The sequence below is a fragment of the Pontibacter sp. HSC-36F09 genome, from assembly GCF_024171605.1.
GTDB lineage: Bacteria > Bacteroidota > Bacteroidia > Cytophagales > Hymenobacteraceae > Pontibacter.
This window is the reverse complement of record NZ_JALKAA010000002.1, coordinates 726,659-743,598: the sequence shown is the minus strand read 5'-3', so window position 1 is coordinate 743,598 and position 16,940 is coordinate 726,659. Positions and strand designations below refer to the sequence as shown.

The 16,940-nt window shown below is 50.3% G+C and carries 15 protein-coding genes; 7 read left to right on the top strand and 8 right to left on the bottom strand.

The features are described from left to right. The first annotated feature begins 5 nt into the window (after positions 1-5). From L1278_RS09190 to L1278_RS09180, 3 genes are read left to right on the top strand one after another with little or no spacing between them, the layout of a single operon-like run. A complete protein-coding gene (locus L1278_RS09190) occupies positions 6-398 on the top strand; it encodes a GntR family transcriptional regulator (protein WP_253403106.1) in 393 nt (130 codons plus the stop codon). Next, positions 395-1,138: a hypothetical protein gene (locus tag L1278_RS09185; RefSeq protein ID WP_253403104.1), complete on the top strand. Its 744-nt coding sequence runs from the start codon at positions 395-397 to the stop codon at positions 1,136-1,138. Before L1278_RS09190 ends, L1278_RS09185 begins: the two co-directional genes overlap by 4 nt. 13 nt (positions 1,139-1,151) lie before the next feature. Beyond that, positions 1,152-1,436, top strand: coding sequence for a hypothetical protein (locus tag L1278_RS09180; protein ID WP_253403103.1), 285 nt, complete (start codon positions 1,152-1,154; stop codon positions 1,434-1,436). Between the two features lie 66 nt (positions 1,437-1,502). Here the strand turns inward: L1278_RS09180 and L1278_RS09175 are convergent, their stop codons facing one another. The 3 genes from L1278_RS09175 to L1278_RS09165 are packed head-to-tail and all read right to left on the bottom strand — an operon-like array spanning position 1,503 to position 3,159. Then, the gene (locus L1278_RS09175; protein ID WP_253403101.1) at positions 1,503-2,171 is read right to left on the bottom strand and encodes a hypothetical protein; all 669 of its coding nucleotides are present in this window, start codon (positions 2,169-2,171) and stop codon (positions 1,503-1,505) included. A 44-nt stretch (positions 2,172-2,215) separates the two neighbouring features. Continuing rightward, positions 2,216-2,647 (bottom strand): carboxypeptidase-like regulatory domain-containing protein, encoded by a 432-nt coding sequence (locus L1278_RS09170; protein WP_253403099.1) that lies wholly within the window; start codon positions 2,645-2,647, stop codon positions 2,216-2,218. Between the two features lie 56 nt (positions 2,648-2,703). Next, positions 2,704-3,159, bottom strand: coding sequence for a GNAT family N-acetyltransferase (locus L1278_RS09165; RefSeq protein WP_253403097.1), 456 nt, complete (start codon positions 3,157-3,159; stop codon positions 2,704-2,706). Positions 3,160-3,262: 103 nt separating this feature from the next. On the opposite strand from L1278_RS09165, the gene L1278_RS09160 reads away from it, so the two are divergent. Together L1278_RS09160 and L1278_RS09155 are read left to right on the top strand one after the other, a co-directional pair. Beyond that, positions 3,263-3,463, top strand: a complete 201-nt coding sequence (locus tag L1278_RS09160; protein WP_253403095.1) for a hypothetical protein — start codon at positions 3,263-3,265, stop codon at positions 3,461-3,463. Positions 3,464-3,769: 306 nt separating this feature from the next. Next, the gene (locus L1278_RS09155) at positions 3,770-4,453 is read left to right on the top strand and encodes an Ig-like domain-containing protein (protein ID WP_253403093.1); all 684 of its coding nucleotides are present in this window, start codon (positions 3,770-3,772) and stop codon (positions 4,451-4,453) included. A 498-nt stretch (positions 4,454-4,951) separates the two neighbouring features. Here L1278_RS09155 and L1278_RS09150 read toward each other — a convergent pair whose 3' ends face one another. From L1278_RS09150 to nuoL, 4 genes are all read right to left on the bottom strand, one after another. Next, positions 4,952-6,844, bottom strand: coding sequence for an amidophosphoribosyltransferase (locus tag L1278_RS09150; RefSeq protein ID WP_253403091.1), 1,893 nt, complete (start codon positions 6,842-6,844; stop codon positions 4,952-4,954). 16 nt (positions 6,845-6,860) lie between these two features. Beyond that, a complete protein-coding gene (locus L1278_RS09145) occupies positions 6,861-8,372 on the bottom strand; it encodes an NADH-quinone oxidoreductase subunit NuoN (protein WP_253403089.1) in 1,512 nt (503 codons plus the stop codon). 53 nt (positions 8,373-8,425) lie between these two features. Continuing rightward, on the bottom strand, positions 8,426-10,171 hold the full coding sequence (locus L1278_RS09140; protein WP_253403087.1) for a NuoM family protein: 1,746 nt from the start codon (positions 10,169-10,171) through the stop codon (positions 8,426-8,428). Between the two features lie 248 nt (positions 10,172-10,419). Continuing rightward, positions 10,420-12,603, bottom strand: a complete 2,184-nt coding sequence (gene nuoL, locus L1278_RS09135) for an NADH-quinone oxidoreductase subunit L (protein WP_253403085.1) — start codon at positions 12,601-12,603, stop codon at positions 10,420-10,422. Positions 12,604-12,815: 212 nt separating this feature from the next. Here nuoL and L1278_RS09130 point away from each other — a divergent pair, with 212 nt between their 5' ends. Together L1278_RS09130 and L1278_RS09125 are read left to right on the top strand one after the other, a co-directional pair. After that, positions 12,816-13,109 (top strand): hypothetical protein, encoded by a 294-nt coding sequence (locus L1278_RS09130; protein ID WP_101445454.1) that lies wholly within the window; start codon positions 12,816-12,818, stop codon positions 13,107-13,109. Between the two features lie 1,118 nt (positions 13,110-14,227). Next, a complete protein-coding gene (locus L1278_RS09125) occupies positions 14,228-14,626 on the top strand; it encodes a DUF4440 domain-containing protein (RefSeq protein ID WP_253403083.1) in 399 nt (132 codons plus the stop codon). 68 nt (positions 14,627-14,694) lie between these two features. On the opposite strand, the gene L1278_RS09120 is transcribed toward L1278_RS09125, so the two are convergent. Further along, positions 14,695-16,890, bottom strand: coding sequence for a M3 family metallopeptidase (locus L1278_RS09120; RefSeq protein ID WP_253403081.1), 2,196 nt, complete (start codon positions 16,888-16,890; stop codon positions 14,695-14,697). Positions 16,891-16,940: the final 50 nt, after the last annotated feature.

The following is a 16,940-nucleotide window of genomic DNA, read 5'->3' as shown; positions in this document are numbered from 1 at the left end:
AAAGCATGGAATTTAAAGAGAATGAACCCATCTACCTGCAGATTGCAGGGCACGTAAGCGACCAGATATTACTGGGCAAGTGGGCTGCAGAAGACAAGATACCCTCGGTACGCGATCTGGCAGTAACCTTTCAGGTGAACCCCAATACCGTGATGCGCACCTACGAGCAGCTTCAGAACCAAGAGGTGATCTACAACAAGCGCGGCCTTGGTTTTTTTGTGACGCCGGATGCCGTGAAGAAGGTGAAGGCGCAACGGAAGGAGCGTTTTCTGCAGCAGGATTTGCCAGCGTTTTTCAGAAATATCTATTTGTTGGAAATAGACCTGGACGAGATTCAGAAGCGCTACGAAGTATACAAATCAGAAAATTACGAACAAGAAATCGAGCAGAAACCATGAAAACCAGCAATAAACTCTTACTCTTCGCTTTAGTGGTGCTTGCTAGCGCACTGGCCACTTACAACATCGCTCTGAAAGCCGAATACAATACCAAATCTTACCAGGATCCTTACAAAAACTATATTGCCATGGACTTCAGTGGCTTTGAGGAGGTGGAGGTGAATGCCGGCGATATGCTAAAAGTGCTGATTGAACCCGGCGACGAGCATGCGGTATACCTGTACAAAGGAAACGAAGAAGTCGTGCAGATCAGCCAGGACAACAAAAAACTGCAGATAGATGTGACCACCGATGACACGCAGAAAGGCGTGCGTGGCTGGGGCACTCCACACCTCGTCATCAAAACCCCTGTGCTGAAGACACTGCGCGCTAACGCGACACATACCCTGAATGGCAAGCAGATAACCAACAGCAAGCGCCTGAATACAGCCAGTTACCTGAACACTTCGCTGATGGGATTTAAGCAGGACAGCCTCAGGTTGGAGCTTGACAACGGGGTGATGGTGCAACTGCACGGAAATCAGTTACAGCACCTGCAGGCCGTGACAGGCACCAGCCCGGAAAGTGATTCCAAGTTGCTCATTCATCCGGACAATAAGATTCAGCAGGCGAATCTGGATATCCGCAACCGCAGTCACCTAACCTTACTCAACGTGTCTATACCTGCACTGCAGTACACGTTGTCCGAGCAGGCGCAGGTGGAGCTTTCTGGCGAAGCCCTGGTCATCCTGCGCAAGTAAACCCTGCACCGCTATGAAGAATTCAGGACTTATCCTGTTAGGAGGACTACTCTTTATAAGCCTGTCGCAGGAGAGCGACAGCAAAGAAACCAGGCAAAATTCCTACGCTGCGACTTATTACAGCCAGGACGCGACGTGCCAGCAACATCAACCATCTGCCAACCTGGCTAGCTCAAACGCACTGGCAGCGCAAACTACTATCGATTTGCAGGAGCAGGTAGAGGATCAGAAAGTTGTGCTAACAACCAGACTTCTGCAGCTAGTGGATGCCTTTGCTGAACTGGTGATGGTAATTTAAGTGGCTTGATTAATTCAAAAGAAAATGCCCGGGCAATATAGCTCGGGCATTTTCTTTTGCAGCGCTTTACAAGGTATAGCTCAGGCCCAGCATGGAGTTAATCGTGTGCATGGGTTGCCTTATTGTGCTTCTTACACCTTGGGCATTGGTTACTTCAAAGGAGGGTTGGGTAGCAAGTAAGCCTATTTCTACCGAAAACAGAAACCGGCCATCCTGTATGCCAAAGCCACTGGCAATACCGTAAGCGGGAGCCACTGCTGTGTCGGAACTGCGGCGGATGGGGCCATAGGGTGTATCCACCTGCACTCCGGGCGATTTGCTGTAAACCCCTCCTACAGATCCCTTCACATACCCAAAAAGGCTCCCAGGACGGCTCTGAAGGTACAGGTCCGCCAGCGCATGGGTACTCTTCCAGCCAGTTGCCTCCCGTCGTAGCGCCAGTTCGTCGTCAGGTGCCGCAAAGGCGTCCATATCGAAGCGATGGAAACGAAAACCTGCCGAGGCGCCTACTGCCAGGTATGGCTTTATGTCTACTTGATAGGTCCCCTGCACAGTTACGCCTCTCCTGGCCATCGGTGGGTAGTCGTCCTCAAAACGGTCTTTCTTGAAATCGCCAATCGGGGATGCGGACCCTACCTGCAGGCCAACACGCTGAACACGCTGCGCCTGGGCAGCAACCGAAAAGCATACCAGAAAAGCAAAGACAAGAAGATAACGGTTTAGCGGATGATGCATAGGGTTGGGCAGTTTAGACAGGTATAGCCACAGTCACAGGCGCATTAATCGATCAGGAAATCGTGACTGAAAGTCGTATCGCGTTTCAGTTCATCCCAGTACAGGGTATAGCTTTGGCAAGTCGTCTGGTTGCAATTTCGCCCTTGCGGCACTACTTCAATTTGCCCTTCCAGCATTTCATCATCTCGCAGCAGGAAACGCAAGGTATAGTTGCCGCTGTCATCGGTATAGGCCACAGCTTTTTTTCGGGTAGCACCTCCTCCACCCGCTTTGAATGTTCGTAGGTTCTGCCAGGTTGCCAGCAACTGCATCCCTCGTAAGGGCTGTCCGCTGCCATTCAACACCTGCCCGTTTACCTCCGTGCAGGAGCCCGGGCAGTACTTGCTGATGTAGTCGTCCTCTTTTTCTATACAGGCGTTTAGCCCAAAGAACAGCGCGAGCAGCAAACCATACCGGTATACAAACCTTGTTTTCATAGCGTCTCGGGATTACAAAACAAGATAATGAAAAAGCACTATATATCAACTACTTGCTATACCTGCTTCACCATTTTGATGTGGTCAATACCGTCCTCATCGTATACCTCGCTGGACTGCTCAAAGCCGAAGCGTTCGTAAAATTTCTTAGCATACAGCTGCGCCCCGATCCGGATCGGTCCCTTTCCGAATAGTCGATAGCATTCCTCAATCGACAGTTCAACCAACTCCTTGCCTACACCCGTGCCACGTACCAGTTGACTTGTTACAATGCGGCCGATCGACATCATATCCGGATAAGCTATACCTTTTGGTACTAGTCTGGAGGTGGCGACTAATACCTGATTTTCGTTGTAAAGCAGGACGTGATGGCACAGCTGATCCTTGTCATCCATGTCGGGGAACACGCAGTTTTGCTCCACGACGAATACCTCGCTCCGGAGCCGCAGCATGTCGTACAGTTCGTTTGGGGTAAGCTCGTGGAAGGCTTTGCAGATTTTGGTGAAGGTCATGGGTATAGGGGACTAAAGCTGGTGTCGTGTTTGGCGCAAAGATACGGCGGCCGGTTATTTATACCTATATTTGCACCATACCCATCCAAATATAGGAGCAGCCATGGCAAGTGACATCTTCGAAATCCTCTTCAACATCATTCCTCTGGCGCTCTTCCTGTACCTGTCCCTCACGCTCATGGGCGTTATCAAATACAACCAGCACACCGCCTTCCTTGCCAACGCCTCCCCTATCACGAAATTTGCCGTTTATGGCGGCACCATCGCTTTTGCTATTATGGCGATTGCAGACTTAATGAAATAAATACATCCAATTAAATCATATTTAAAGAATAAATAGGCAAACCTTATATAACAATTATAAGATAGAATCGTATTTATAAGCACTCTCCATTCAATGCTCCTCACCTTTAGCATTGTGCTTACCTGACTGTTCTATCTTTTTCCACCCCCAATATTATCTTTCATGAAGCTATTAAACAGCATAAGTTTCTCCTTCATTCTGATTTTATGTGCCACCCTCGTAAGCTGTGATGACGACGACGCGGTAGTGTGCAATACCATTGCTGTACATGAGGGCAATGACCAACTCGGATTACCGGGCCAGGCGATGACTTCCCCTCTACAGGTTCGAGTGACAGACCCTTCCGGGCAACCAGTTTCAAACGCTCAGGTTAGCTGGGAGGTAGTGGAAGGCGGCGGTTCCGTGAGCACAAACACAACAAATACTAACGCCCAGGGTATAGCGGAAGTTAGCTGGGTATATGGCCAGGAAAACGGAAAGGTCCGGGCAACTGTCAACAACCACGGCGATTGCACGGCCAATTCAGTAGACTTTGCGGCAAGCACTGCCCAGCTTAGTCTTTCACAAACCGAATCAAGTGTCACTCCGAAGAGACTGCGCTCGAATGGCAGTTGCTACGAATACGACTACTTGATTAAGTATACCTCTAACCTCGACCTTAGCCAATATTATATCGATGTGAAAGGAGAATATCAGTTTGGAAGTGAAACCAAGACCACCAGCTATTTCAAGCAAGGTATTCTGGATACGGCCAAAAATGCCATAACATTTATGGATTGCTTTACCTTTGATGATGAAGCTTTTGTCGATGACTGGTTTACTGTTGCACTGTATAAGAAGTCAGATGTACAGGAAGGTAAAATTGTGACAGGTGCCGTGCCAGTTATTATTTCTAACAGAATGGGCCCGATTCGTACGACAAAGCCAGATGGTGCTCCAAGATTCGATACTGGAAAATCCGGTACGAGAGTAGCCAAGCGAGGAAACTAAACGATCTACACTCAGATAAAGAGAGAAGCCTTTGCTAGCAAAGGCTTCTCTCTTTGCTATTATTACCATTTACTTTTTCCCTTCGCAGGTGCACAGCCTCTGAACAGTAGTTATAGGAATATGCCATGGTAAATACTGCTCCAAGCACCGGGATACTGAAGAGTAAAATCCCCAAAGTGGCAAGGTGATAAAAGAACTCACCGAGGCTAAGAAGTCGACAACTGTTTGCCTGCTCAGGATACAGAGAATGATCTCTTAGCTGGTCAGAAACAGAATAGGGTAACGATACTGACCTTTGAGATGGGCAGTATTTTGCATAGCCATGAATAGGGAAAGCACCATTGAAACCAGCGTAGATTAAAAGCAGGGGAGTAAAGAATTGTTCAAAATTTGTAGTGGCTTGAAGCTTGTACAATACCATTCATAACGTGCTTATGGCAACACAAAAAAGGCCTGTTCTTATACAGAACAGGCCTTTGAAAGGAAATTGAATCTTTATTAATAGGCGCGAACGGCCTTGTTTTCCACGAAGTTCATGAAGGCACGGTTCACCACACGGGTACCGCCCGGCGTTGGGTAGTTGCCAGTAAAGTACCAGTCGCCACTGTGGTTCGGACAGGCCAGGTGCAGGTCTTCGATACGCTGGTAGATCACCTGCACTTCGGCATTCACCTCCGGCGCTTTCACGATTTCCGACACTTTCGCTGAGATCTCCTCATGCGTGAAAAGGTCGAAGAGTTCTTTTACATAGTTTGTCTCCATGATGGCCGGTGTACCTTGTACAGCCTGTATCTTGTCGTATACCTCGTCTACTTTGTAGTACAGACCACGGTCTTTCAGCAAAGCCAGCATGGCACGGAAAGCCACGAATTCCTTCACGCGCGACATATCGATGCCGTAGCAATCCGGGTAGCGGATCTGCGGTGCGCACGAAACGATGATGATCTTCTTCGGCTCCAGCTTGTCGAGCATGCGGATGATGCTTTTCTCGAGTGTTGTGCCGCGCACAATAGAGTCGTCGAGTACTACCAGGGTGTCGATGCCTTTCTTCACCACTTCGTAAGTCGTGTCATACACGTGCGTTACCAGGTCGTCGCGGCTATCGTTGTCGGTGATGAAGGTACGCAGCTTCACGTCCTTGATCACCAGTTTCTCGGCACGCGGCTTGAACTGCAGGATCTCGTCAAGCTGTTCTTCTGAAAGCTCCTGGTTCAAGATGGCTCGCTTGCGGTAGGTACGCAGGTAATCCTCGATTCCTTTCATCATACCCAGCCAGGACGACTCCGCTGTGTTCGGAATGTATGAGAAAACCGTGTTTTTCAGGTCGTAGTCAATGGCTTCCAGAATCTGAGGACACAGGCGACGGCCCATGTTCTTGCGCTCTTCGTAGATCTCCGGGTCGTTGCCGCGGGAGAAGTAGATGCGCTCAAAACTGCATGATTTCTTTTCGAGTTGCGGCATGATCTCTTTCAGATCAGCATTGCCAGCCTTGTCTACGATTAAGGCGTGGCCCGGCGTGATCTCGCGGATCTCACTATACTCAATGTCGAAGGCAGTCTTGATGGCAGGCTTCTCTGATGCGATCACTACCACCTCGTCGTCCATGTAATAGTAGGCCGGGCGTATACCGTTCGGGTCGCGCACCACAAAAGAGGCGCCATAACCCGTCAGGCCTGCCATGGCATAGCCACCGTCGAAGTCCTTACAGGCACGCTTGAGCACACGCTGCAGACTCAGGTTATCTTCGATCAGGGAGGTGATTTCTTTGTTGGAGTATTCGTCTTTGTAAGACTCGAACAACATCTGGTTTTCCTCGTCCAGGAAGTGGCCGATCTTTTCGAGCACCGTAATGGTATCAGTCTTTTGCTTTGGATGCTGGCCCAGTTCGATCAGTTTCTGGAACTGCTCGTCCACGTTGGTCATATTGAAGTTACCGGCCACGGCCAGGCTGCGGCTGCGCCAGTTGTTTTCGCGCACCATCGGGTGGCAGTTGTCTATACTGTTGACGCCGTGCGTACCGTAGCGCAGGTGCCCCAGGTATACATCGCCCAGAAAAGGGAGGTTCTCCCATACCCATTTCGTATTCAGGGCTTTCTCAGGCTGATCTTCCTTCAGCTTTTTAAACTCCTTGCCGATCTTCCCGAAAATGCTGTCGATGGCGCGGGTCTTTACAGAACGGAAGCGGTTGATATACTCCATACCCGGACCGGCAGCTATCTTGATACTGGCTACCCCTGCCCCGTCCTGTCCGCGGTTGTGCTGCTTTTGCATCAGCAGGTATAGCTTGTTGACACCGTACATCGGAGTGCCATACTTTTCAACGTAATATTCGATTGGTTTTCGGAGCCTGATCAGGGCTATACCGCATTCGTGCTTAATGGAATCGCTCATAGGGCTGTAAAAGTATCTAGGCCAGCAGTTTCTGTATCCATTGCAGCAGCAGGTCAGGTTTAAAAAAGAGGACCAGCAGCGGCAGGGCGAAAAAAACCAGCAGCAGCTTATTTGACAGTGAAATAACTAAATTTTCGGCAGTTTGATTCCTTTTCAGGAAAAGGTGATATGGTATTTTGATATAGTAGAATAAAGCCACCCCTGTCAACAGAATACCCACCACGAGCAAAACCAACAGCATCGGCTGCCCGTTGGCAGTATAAGCTTCCCAAACGTTGCTAAAAACCAGCAGCTTGCCCATGAAGCCGGCCAGTGGCGGAAGACCCGTAAGTGAGAGCAGAAAGAGCAGCGCCATAACGCCGGCAAAAGGAACACGAGTCCCCATTCCCTTAAAATCTTCGAGTGTGTGCACCTGCCAGTCTTCTTCGGCCATCTGCAGGAACAGGAAAATACCGAAGTTCATGAAAAGCAGCACCGTCATATAAAACAGCACGCTTACGGTATAGTCACTGCCAAAAGCCAGCAGCGCCATAAGCAGAAAACCCGCATGCGACACCGATGAGAAAGCCATCAGGCGACGAGGCGTACGCTGCCAAAGTGCTGTAAAATTACCTACCGCAAGCGTAGCCAGGGCGGCTATACCTAAGAAAAGCTGCACATCAGCAAAGGCACCCGCAATGGTCGGATCAGCAAAGGCAGCCACAAAACGCATGATGACGATGATGCCCGCCATTTTAGGACCCGTGGAGAAGAGCGCTACAATCGGCATCGGTGCCCCCTGGTATACTTCCGGTGTCCAGAAATGGAAAGGAGCGGCGGATATTTTGAACAGGAAACCGGCAAACACGAGTATGGCCGCCACCGTCACCATCAGCGGACTGGCATCGAGCAGACTGCGCCAGAACGAAACCAGGGTATAGTCCAGCGAGCCAGTCAGGCCGTAGAAAAAGGACATGCCGTAGAGCATCACTCCTGCCGACAAGGTACCGTAAAGCACGTATTTCAGACCGGCCTCCACAGCTTTTTTTTCTTCTTTCAGGGTGAGCGTCAGGATATAGGAAGCAATGGAAACAACCTCAATCGCCAGGAAAACCATCAGCAGGTTCACTGATTTGGCCATCAGGTTGAGGCCCAGCACGAGCATTAGGATCAGGGCATAGTACTCGCCCCGGCCTTCGCCCTGTTTGCGTCTTTCTATTTTCGGGTTTTGCAGGGAGAGGAGGATGGTAAAGATGCCTGTCAAGCTGAAGAGTATACCTGTGTAGCGCGCGATACCGTCAGAGCGCAGCAGGTTGAGAAACTGCACCCCGTCTATACCTTGTGGCCCCAGCACCAACAGCACTAGTACAGAAAAAAGCCCGGTCAGCGCCACCCAAGGCAACAGCCGCTTCACTGTTTTGGATTTGAAGAGATCGAGCGTGACCAGCAGCAGGAAGAAAATGGCCAGCAGTAATTCGGGCAGCAGCGACCCTGCTCCAGCTAAAATACTGTCGATGGCCTGGGGGAGTTGTGCTGCCTGTTCTTCCACGTGTCGGTATAAGGTATAGTAGTGTCCCTGATAATGCTTATAGCACCAAGGTGTTATCTCTGTAAAATCGCTTGCAGGATGTTGAGCTGCTCCTGTCCGTTTCGCAGCACCAGCTCCGTAAAGCCTGTCACTGTCATGCCTGTTTTGTCGAGGAGCAGATGCGGAAAAATGCCGAAGACAAAAGCCAGAATAGCCAGCGGCAACAGCATCAGGTACTCGCGTTTGGTTAGATCGGTGAGCTGGGCTTTCCCTCGCAACTCCGGGAAGATCCAGTACTTGCCGAAGAACATACGCTGCAGCGCCCACAGGTAATAAGCCGCAGACAGCAGCAGACCGATCACAGCTACGATCGCCATCCAGCGTGGCAGCATACCTGTTGCTTCCGGTGCACTGAAACTACCCAGCAGCACCAGCAGCTCGGCGATAAAACCCGAGAAGCCCGGCAAACCCAGCGAAGCAAAAAAAGCGATCACAACAAAAGCGGTATAGGCCGGCATGCGTTTGGCAAGTCCCCGAAAATTCAGGATCATGCGGTCGTGCGCGCGGTCATAAATCACTCCCACCACCAGGAAAAGCATTGCCGAGATAAGGCCGTGGCTGAACATCATGTAAATAGCGCCATTCACGCCTTCATTGGTGAGCGAGGCCAGGCCCAGCAGCACAAAGCCCATGTGCGATACCGACGAGTAAGCGATCAGTTTTTTGAGATCATTCATGGCCAATGCACAGAGAGCCCCATATATAATAGAGAGCACCCCCAGCCCGCCGACAAAAGTAGAGAAGTAAGCACCAGCATCCGGGAAAACAGGGTAGGCAATGCGAATCAGACCGTAGCCGCCCACCTTTAGCAGGATTGCCGCCAGCAGTACCGAGATAGGTGTAGGTGCCTCCACGTGCGCATCAGGAAGCCAGGTATGCACCGGCACAGACGGCACCTTGATCAGGAAACCCGCCAGCACCAGCAGGAAAGCCACAAAGCGAATCGGGAGATCGAAGAGGGAAACTCCTGAAAATACATGGAGCAAACTGCCCGGTATAAAGTTAGCCGGCTCCATCATGGCTGGTATGCTGAAGGTCCGCACCATGTCGGCCTCGCTGATTGCGCCCTGTTGCAGCATCTGCTGTACTTGGCGAACCATGTCCAGACTGGCAGGAACGTCCTGCCCGATCAGACCCATTTGCTGCGCCGTCGCCTCCGGATCAATCACAGAGGTATAGAGCCCGATCATTACGACCAAAATGAAAAGCGATCCGATCAGGGTATAGATGAAGAATTTAAGCGCGGCATACTCCCGTTTCGGCCCACCCCACATACCTATGAGAAAGTACATGGGCAGGAGCATGAACTCAAAAAAGAGGTAGAACAGGAAGAAGTCCAGCGCCAGGAAACAGCCCATTACGCTGGTCATGAGTAAGAGGTATAGCGAGAAATAGCCCTTCACGTTTTTGGTGATGTTCCATGACGAGATAACGCCGATCACACCCACTATACCTGTGAGCAGCACCATGCTGATACTTACACCGTCCACGCCCACAAAATATTCGATCTGAAAGCGTCCCAGACTACCCAAGGAGAAACCGATCCAGTCGAGTTTTTCCACAAACTGATAGCCTGTCTGTCCGTTCGCCACCTTAGCACCATCGAAACCCAGGTATAGCCACACGGCTACGGCCAGTTGCAACAGCGTACCACCCAGCGCTACTGCTTTTATGCCCCGCTGCATGCGCGTCGGCAGCAGCAACACCACGAGCGCCGCCAGCAGAGGAAGAAAAATAAGGCTGGAAAGAGTATAATTCATCAATATGTTACGACACTTTTATCACGTATCACGACACACGACTACGCATGTGTGTATCTGTATTGTTATGCTTTTCCCCGATGTGATGCCGGGTCCTTTTTGTTTTCAGCCACAGCTCCTCCTGAGCATAGGTATAGATTTGCGCAATTGCTCCACAAGCTGGAAGCAGAATTCTGTATGAGGTATACAGGTATAGCCTTCATCCTGCTAATCCGATCATCCTGTAGAACCTGATCGCGAAATTAACATCAATTCAGCATGATGTATAGTATTATCAGAATAAATCCGAAAAGGGAGTAAGCGTAGTAAGATTGCACCTTGCCATTCTGAAGTCCGCGCCCGAAACGGCCGAGCACTTTGGCCATCACCCCGATCAGCCACACGCTGCCATCCACTACCCAACTATCAAACCACTTTACGATTTTGGAGAACACCACCAGCCATTTGCTCGCGTAGTCCAGGGTATAGTCGATCACACGTTTGTCGAAGCGGTATAGCATGCGGGCCATCTGCAACACGGGTCTTATAAACACCTTGTCGTAGGCGGTATCGAGGTAGTAATGGTGATACGTCAGCTTTGCCAGAGTACCGCGTGGCTGTTCCTGCAGGAGTGCCTCACTACTTTTTCCTTTATACCTGCCAAAGGCCAGGGCTATACCTGCTATACCTAGCAGAACTGAAAGCAGCCCGATCATCAGGTGAGCAGTGCCGTTGGCAGCATCCTGCGTTGTCACAGCCTTAATCAAACTATCGGCAAGCTGAGTGCCTTCCTGTGAAAGTTGTGTCAAGCTGATGCCCTGCATCACCCAACTTCCGGCAAAGGATAACGGGTTGAGAGAAAAGAAAATACCCAGCGACAACACCGCCAATAATACTACAGGTATAAGCATCACCCGCTCCATCTCCTGACCAGCCGACAATCGCAGCGCTCGCACATCGAAAGGCAAACGGAACGAACCGAAGAACATAAACCAAAGATGCCGCCCCATGTAGTAAGCCGTGAGCAACACAACTGTAAAGCCGATTACAGGCACTATAAAGTACAGGTTGTTTCCATTGGCCTGGCTCATCGTCTGTGCCCAGGCCCAACTGCCTGAAAGGATGGCATCTTTGGAAAGGAAACCGGAAAACAAAGGCAACCCGACCAGCGCAGCCGCAGCCAGCAGATAGGTATAGAAGGTGAGTGGCATTGCCTTGCGCAGACCTCCCATGTTACGGATATCCTGTGGGTCTACCCCGGCAAGCAGATGTGCATGGTGCAGTCCGCGGTGCATGGCGTGGATGATAATACCGGCATTGAGGAAAAGCGCTGCCTTGAAGAAAGCGTGCGTAGTCAAGTGAAAGAGCGAAGCGTCGTGTGCTCCGGTGCCCATGCCCATTACCATGTAGCCCAGTTGCGAGATCGTGGAGAAGGCCAGCACTGCCTTAATGTCGTATTGCGTGAGTGCCGCCAGCGCACCGAGCAAAGCCGTGATGGCGCCAATAATAGCGATGACCGTGAGGGCATCTACTGTGAAGAAAGCATAGCAGCGCGCCACCAGGTATACGCCAGCCGCTACCATGGTCGCAGCATGTATCAGCGAGGAGACAGGTGTCGGGCCTTGCATAGCGTCGGGTAGCCATACCTGCAACGGAAACTGCGCCGACTTGCCCACACAGCCCATAAACAGACCGAGCCCGGCCAGCGTCAGAAACAGCGAACTTAACTCAACTGACCAAAACTGTCCCTCAAAGGTATAGCTTGTCACAAAGGTCCCGTTCAACCACTCCCCTGCCCCCATCAAGGTACGCAAGGCCTCCAGATCGAACGTACGGAAATAGGTATAGAAAGCAAACAGGCCGAGCAACAGCCCGATATCGCCTACGCGGTTGACGAGGAAAGCTTTTTTACTGGCTGCCACGGCAGCCGGGCGCTCGTACCAGAAACCGATGAGCAGATAGGAAGACAAGCCCACCAGCTCCCAGAACATAAAGAGCAGCAGCAGGTTATCAACCAGCACAATACCCAGCATGCTAAAAGTAAAGAGGCCCAGGTAGGCGAAGTAGCGGCTATACCCTTTGTCGCCGTGCATGTAGCCCACCGAAAAGAGTTGCACCAGCAGAGAGATAAATGTGACGATGACCAGCATCAGCACCGTCAGGTTATCGAGCAGTATACCTGCTGTGAAATCGGCTATGAAGCTGGAAGGCAGCTTAAACCAGACGGCCCGGCTGTGGTATACTTCCGTATTCCAGATCTGGGTAAAGAGATAGATCGAAAGTGCAAAGGCAAGTCCGGTGGCGCCAATCCCCAGCCAGTCACCCTGCCGGGGTAGCTTTTTGCCCGCCAGGTATAGCAGCACGAAAGCCAGTAGCGGTAGCAAAAGCACTCCTAATGCCAGGGTGGTTTGGGGCGTGCCGGCCAGTGATTCAAGAAGTGTGGAAAGCTCCAAAATATAGGCTGTCTATCGGGTTCAGTCTCGAAAAGGGGACCCCCAAAGGTAGTCCGCCGTTTCAGGCTGCCAATTTACATATATTGTTGCAATAATATAGTCCTTAACGGCTCTGCCGGGCTATGCATCCTCCATATTTTTCAATTTTTGCAAACAATCATCATTCTATTTCGTTCTGTATGGTATTGTACCATCTAAACAAAATATGAACTATGGACACACAAGATCTTAAAAGAGACGCACAGGATTTGAAGAACAAGGCTGACAGAATCAATCCTCAGCATAAGGAAGGACCAGTAGCTGCAGCCATCGAAGACTATACCTCCCGTATCCCATCCGATGTATTTTTATGGGCTGCATTGGGCTCTATGGCCGTATCGGCAACGCTAAAGATTATGAAGAAGGATGAGGAAGCGCTTTTCGTAGGACAATGGGCTCCTTCTTTCTTACTGTTGGGCAACTACAATAAGATGATCAAGCTTGTTGGCTACCAAAGCGATAAGTAGAAAGCGTCTGCTATAATCTCATGACGAGAAACAGAAAGAGGGAGCCTGGGCTCCCTCTTTCTGTTATATTTTATAGGTCAACTTCTTCTTGCCAGACACTACCCTAAAGTATCACTGAAGTCAGGTTTAATAACATCTTTTAAAGATAGTTCAAAAAGAATATTTTTTTTCACGAAATGCACCAATTGCAGGTATAATTATCCCTATATTTGCACCGGCTAAAAGTTGAAGGTTGCCTTTCAGGCAATCCTTTGAAAAGCAGGGCTCCTCATAAGGGAGCCTTCGCTTTTTATACGCCTTACCTTCCCCGGAAAACGTGCCTGACAGCATGCCTCCATGTGATAATCCGCTAAAGAAGCTATTTGAAAATTGCTAGACCGGCTCCGCGGATGGCGCAGTATTTAAGTTCTCCCTGGACTGCAAAGACGCACAGTATTTTTTCCGGAGATCTTGTACCCCATTCCAATCGATGACGTCCTCCTCACTGCTGAGTTGCGCCAGGTTTGCCTTCACAGAGACATCCGAAATAAACATTCGGTCCTGGTAAAGGCCATTGGCATAAAAGCGACAATAAGTACGTATTTCGTCCGCTTCTGTCAGTACAATCAAATCGCAAGACTGAAGCTTGCTAGTAAATAGAGAAAATTCATCCATAGGTGGCAATCGGTATTCTGAGGGTTTGGGCAGAGTTGGTCAGTTTTCTCACCTAATCCGTACCCACACTTCTTTTCAACTCAAGAGTTACGCAGCACTAATTAAAAGGTTGTTATGAAGAGGTTATTTTTTAATGATTTTTCCATTACTCTCTCCCACATGCCTTGCCCCACCTGAACCGGATCAATTTCAAAGGCCGAACACTATCTTATAGAGGCTTGGCTATCAATACACTATCTTAAACTTTCCAAAAAGGTGTATTCGCTAAAGATGTTAAAAAAGAAACTATCATATTAAGTATAACTATTCGGTCGATGCGTATCCTTTTAGACAGAGACACTTTGCAGATCACAGCATGCCATACAAGTCTGAGCGGCTGAAGCCCACTTTAACCGCCTTACTGTAAGCAACTGGTGAGGTAGGAAACTGGATTTTTATAATCTACTTATACAAATAGCATAACTATGGAAACAATAAGCACAACCACCTCGGAAGAGATCAAAAATGCCAATCGGCAATTCGAATCAACTTTTGAACAGGGTGACACCGCCGGCATGGCAGATCTGTACACAAACGAAGCCATGCTCCTCCCGACTGGCTTCGATATGCTGCAAGGCAAGGCGGCCGTTCAGAATTTCTGGCAGGGAGCCCGGGACATGGGCCTGAAACGACTGAAACTTAACACCGTTGACTTGGAGCAATACGAGGAGGCGGCCATAGAAACAGGCACTTACAAACTGTATGCAGCGGGAGACCAGGAGATAGACCATGGCAAGTACCTCGTTGTCTGGAAGAAGGAAAACAACCGCTGGAAGCTGCACAAAGACATATGGAACAGCAGTGTATCCAATCAACCAGCTTAAGAGCTCGCAGGTATAAAACAGAAAAGCCGCTGACTTCAGCGGCTTTTCTGTTTTATGATGGAAAAGGTTTATTTTTTACCCTGTGTATTCGGCACCGGGAAACCACGGTCACGCATCAGCGCATCGATTTTGGCATCGCGGCCACGGAACATACGGTAAGCTTCGGCCGGATCCATAGAGTTGCGTGGCGCAAACAGGTACTTCACCAGTTTGGCGGCAACGTCTTTATCGTAGAATCCACCAGGCGCCTCTGTGAAAGCCTCGGAGGCATCCGAAGTCAGCACATCAGCCCACATGTAACCATAGTAAGCGGTGGCATAGCCCTCGCCGGAGAACACGTGCCCGAAGTGCGGTGAGCGGTGACGCATCACGATCTCTTTTGGCATACCTAATTTAGCAAGTGTCTCTTTCTCAAATTTGTCCGGATCCAGGTTGTTCGGGTCGGCCAGGTGGAAGTGCATATCCATCAGGGCTGAAGCCAGGAACTCTGTCGTTTCAAACCCCTGGTTGAAGGTGGCAGCCTTCTCAATCTTGGCTACCAGTTCTTTCGGCATTGGCTCGCCGGTCTTGTAGTGCTTCAGGAACTGGTTGATCACTTTGTCGGTAGACAACCAGCGCTCCAGCAACTGCGACTGGAACTCGGTGTAGTCACGCACGCCGCTGTTCAGCGTCGGGTACTTCACGTTAGAGGCCAGGAAGTGCAGTGCGTGACCGAACTCGTGGAAGAAGGTAGTCGCATCGTCCCACGATACCAGCACAGGCTCACCCGGCGCAGGCTTCACGAAGTTGGAGTTGTTAGACGACAGCACGTTCTTTTTGCCATCGAAAGTAGTGTGGGCACGATATGTAGTTGCCCAGGCACCAGAGCGCTTGCCCTGACGCGCGAACGGATCGAGGTACCAGAGGCCGATATGGTCACCAGTAGTCTTGTCGGTCACTTCCCATACCTTCACATCTTCATGGAATACAGGTACAGTTCCTTCAGGTACTGGCTTGAAGTTGAAGTTGAACAGTTCGCCTGCTGTAAAGAACATAGCCTGCGTCAGGTTGCCCAGTTCGAGGTAGTTCTTTACTTCGTCGGAGTCGAGGTCGTACTTGTCTTTGCGCACTTTCTCGGCGTAGTAACGGTAATCCCAAGGCTCGATCGTGATCTTGGTTTTGCTGGTAGCATTGGCCAGTTTCTGCATGTCGGCCACTTCTTCGCGGGCACGGGCGGTAGCAGCTGGCCATACGGCCATCATCAACTCCATCGCCGCCTCTGGTGTTTTGGCCATGCGGTCCTGCAGACGCCACTCAGCATAGTTGTCGTAACCCATCAACCCTACACGCTCTTTGCGCAGTTTCAAGATGTTGACGATGTTCTGCTTGTTGTCGTTCGCGTCGTTGTTATCGCCACGAGAGTAGTAGTTTTTCCATACCTGCTCGCGCAAGCCGCGCTCGTCCGAGTAAGTCAGGAACTGGTCCATAGAAGAACGGGTGTTGGTTACCGCATACTGACCCGGCTTGCCACGGTCGGCGGCAGCTTTGGCAGCAGCTTTCACGAACGACTCCGGCAAACCGCTCAACTGGTCTTTGGTGAAATATACCACATACTTCTCCTCATCGGCCAGAATATTGTTGCCAAAAGCAGTGTACAGCGAAGAAAGCTCCTTGTTGATGGCAGCGTAGCGTTGTTTCTTTTCCGGGCTCAGATCAGCACCTTCCATGGCGAAGTTCTTGTAGATGAGCTCCACAACACGCTGCTGGTCAGCTGGCAGCGGGTTCTTCTGCGAGTTTTCGTATACCGTTTTGATGCGCTGGAAAAGCTTCTCGTTCTGAGAAATCTTAGAGCTGAACTCGGAGATTTTCGGAGCCATTTCTTTTTGAACCTCGCGGAACTCCGGTGTAGACATATTACTGCCCCAGATGCCGTAGTAGGTGAACACGCGATCCAGTTCCTCGCCTGCTCTTTCCATCTCCTCGATCGTGTTTTCGAAGGTGGCAGGCTGCGTGTTGTTGGCAATCGCCTCGATCTCAGCCAGGTTAAGGGCCATGGCCTTCTCCATTGCCGGCTTCAGGTCGGCCAGGTTCATTTTGTCGAAGGCGGGAACGCCCTGGTATGGACCGCTCCACTCCTGCAGGAGCACGTTGGTTTCTGCCTGCTTCTGCTCGGTGGCAGCTTGTGTGTCCTGTGTCTGTGGCGTTTGCACCGAAGTACAGCTTGCCAGCGCCAACAGGGCCACTATGCCGGATACCTTGCCGGCCGATATGATCTGTTCTTTCATAGAATGTTAAAGTGAATGATAAATTTCAGCACAAGTTACAAAAAATAGAC

What these genes read in the sequence shown, in the direction of transcription:
- L1278_RS09190 (WP_253403106.1), top strand. Translation starts at nt 6, where the DNA reads ATGGAATTTAAAGAGAATGAACCCATCTACCTGCAGATTGCAGGGCAC.
- L1278_RS09185 (WP_253403104.1), top strand. Translation starts at nt 395, where the DNA reads ATGAAAACCAGCAATAAACTCTTACTCTTCGCTTTAGTGGTGCTTGCT.
- L1278_RS09180 (WP_253403103.1), top strand. Translation starts at nt 1,152, where the DNA reads ATGAAGAATTCAGGACTTATCCTGTTAGGAGGACTACTCTTTATAAGC.
- L1278_RS09175 (WP_253403101.1), bottom strand. Translation starts at nt 2,171, where the DNA reads ATGCATCATCCGCTAAACCGTTATCTTCTTGTCTTTGCTTTTCTGGTA.
- L1278_RS09170 (WP_253403099.1), bottom strand. Translation starts at nt 2,647, where the DNA reads ATGAAAACAAGGTTTGTATACCGGTATGGTTTGCTGCTCGCGCTGTTC.
- L1278_RS09165 (WP_253403097.1), bottom strand. Translation starts at nt 3,159, where the DNA reads ATGACCTTCACCAAAATCTGCAAAGCCTTCCACGAGCTTACCCCAAAC.
- L1278_RS09160 (WP_253403095.1), top strand. Translation starts at nt 3,263, where the DNA reads ATGGCAAGTGACATCTTCGAAATCCTCTTCAACATCATTCCTCTGGCG.
- L1278_RS09155 (WP_253403093.1), top strand. Translation starts at nt 3,770, where the DNA reads ATGACTTCCCCTCTACAGGTTCGAGTGACAGACCCTTCCGGGCAACCA.
- L1278_RS09150 (WP_253403091.1), bottom strand. Translation starts at nt 6,844, where the DNA reads ATGAGCGATTCCATTAAGCACGAATGCGGTATAGCCCTGATCAGGCTC.
- L1278_RS09140 (WP_253403087.1), bottom strand. Translation starts at nt 10,171, where the DNA reads ATGAATTATACTCTTTCCAGCCTTATTTTTCTTCCTCTGCTGGCGGCG.
- L1278_RS09130 (WP_101445454.1), top strand. Translation starts at nt 12,816, where the DNA reads ATGGACACACAAGATCTTAAAAGAGACGCACAGGATTTGAAGAACAAG.
- L1278_RS09125 (WP_253403083.1), top strand. Translation starts at nt 14,228, where the DNA reads ATGGAAACAATAAGCACAACCACCTCGGAAGAGATCAAAAATGCCAAT.
- L1278_RS09120 (WP_253403081.1), bottom strand. Translation starts at nt 16,890, where the DNA reads ATGAAAGAACAGATCATATCGGCCGGCAAGGTATCCGGCATAGTGGCC.